Origin of the sequence: Pseudomonas sp. BS-2016 (genome assembly GCF_001806145.1) — a bacterium.
GTDB lineage: Bacteria > Pseudomonadota > Gammaproteobacteria > Pseudomonadales > Pseudomonadaceae > Aquipseudomonas > Aquipseudomonas lundensis.
Genome location: NZ_MLCT01000147.1, coordinates 1 through 1,527, shown reverse-complemented (window position 1 = coordinate 1,527; position 1,527 = coordinate 1). Strand labels below are relative to the sequence as shown.

Sequence of the window (1,527 nt, the reverse complement as noted above, 5' to 3'; positions counted from 1 at the left end):
CCTGCTGCTGCAATACGGCCTCGATCCAGCTCGCCTGGCTGAGGCCGGCGCACGCTTGTCGATCTCGCGTTACATGCGCCTGGGCCACGCGGCCATCCAACTGACCGGCAACGCCGGCCTGGGCCTGCGTATGGGCCAGCTCAGCCGCTTGAGCCAGGCTGGTCTTGCCGGCGTTACTGCCGCCCAAGCGCCCACCGTGCGCGAAGCGGCACGCACGCTCACACGCTTTGAAGCACTGTACGGCTCCAACTATCGCGGGCAATCAAGCTTTCATGAAGACGCCGAAGGCGCGTGGCTGAGGTTTTATTCCATCAGCCCCTACAACGCCTATAACCGCTTTGTGGTGGATTCGATCATCGCCGGCTGGCTGCAGCAATTGTCTGGCCTGGCCCAACAGCCGGTGCAGGCCCAGCGGATTGAAATCGAATTCGACGCGCCGGACTACCACGATCATTACAGGGTGCTGGGAGAGGGCGTGGTCCACTTCGGCGCCGAGGTCAATCAACTGCGCCTCAGCCAACCCACCCTGGCGCTGCGCAACCCGCAGCATTGCCCAAGCACCTGGCACCTGTTGCTACAGCTGTGTGAAAGGGAATTAGAGCAGTTGACCCGCACCCGCAGCCTGCGCGAGCGCATTACCCGGTTGCTCGGGCCGATGCTCAATGGCGGCCGGGAACCCGACCTGGAGGAAGTGGCGGCACGCTTGAAGCTGCCAACCTGGACATTGCGGCGCAAACTGGCCGAGGAAGGCACGCAGTTTCGCGCGATCCTCAATGACACCCGTCGCGACCTGGCCATGACCTACATTCGCGATACGGAACTGGCGTTCGGCGAGATCGCCTACTTGCTCGGTTTTGCTTCGGCCCAAGCCTTCCAAAGGGCCTTCAGACGCTGGAACAACCAGACCCCAGGGGAATTTCGCCGCAGTCAGCGCCACTCCGCCTGAAGTCGGTGTTACAGCTCGGTGGCATCGTCGGCAGGATCCAGTGGGTCTAGCTCGAATGCCTGATACTCCAGCAGCTCTTCCTGGTAATCGTCCATGGTGGACTCCTTTTCGTGTTGAAAGCGGTTGCAGATTAATGACCTGCGAACCCAGCCTAAAGTGCCGTCATGACGAAAAAATGTCGACGTCGTGACATTCCTGCTCTTCAGGATTAAACGTAGCGGCGATCACTGGATTTAACTCAACCGCAACCTCGATCAAAATGTGGGAGCGGGTTTGCTCGCGAAAGCGGTGTGTCATTGAACACACTTGGCGACTGTTACACCGTATTCGCGAGCAAGCCCGCTCCCACATCAGAACAGCATTGCGTTACTGCGCAGGCATCGGAAGCGGTGGAATCGCTTCCGTCGGCGCCGGCAAGGACGGATCAGTCGGCGCCGGTGCAACCGGAGCAGGCTCTGTCACCGGGGCAATCGGTGCAGCCTCAGGTGGTGGCGCAAGCGGCTCTGCAGCGGCAGGCGCTACAGGCACATCCTTCGGCGCTTCGACCTTCTCGGGTGCCGGAGCGGTCTTGGGCTCGGGCA

The 1,527-nt window shown here is 61.2% G+C and carries 1 protein-coding gene and 1 pseudogene; one reads left to right on the top strand and one right to left on the bottom strand.

Features of this window, described 5'->3' with window-relative positions; genetic code table 11:
• A partial coding sequence (locus BKD70_RS23150; RefSeq protein WP_070415479.1) for an AraC family transcriptional regulator occupies window positions 1-946 on the top strand: 946 nt, incomplete at its 5' end.
• Between the two features lie 366 nt (window positions 947-1,312).
• Here BKD70_RS23150 and BKD70_RS25245 read toward each other — a convergent pair.
• A pseudogene (locus BKD70_RS25245) lies at window positions 1,313-1,527 on the bottom strand (DUF2242 domain-containing protein); the annotation flags it as partial.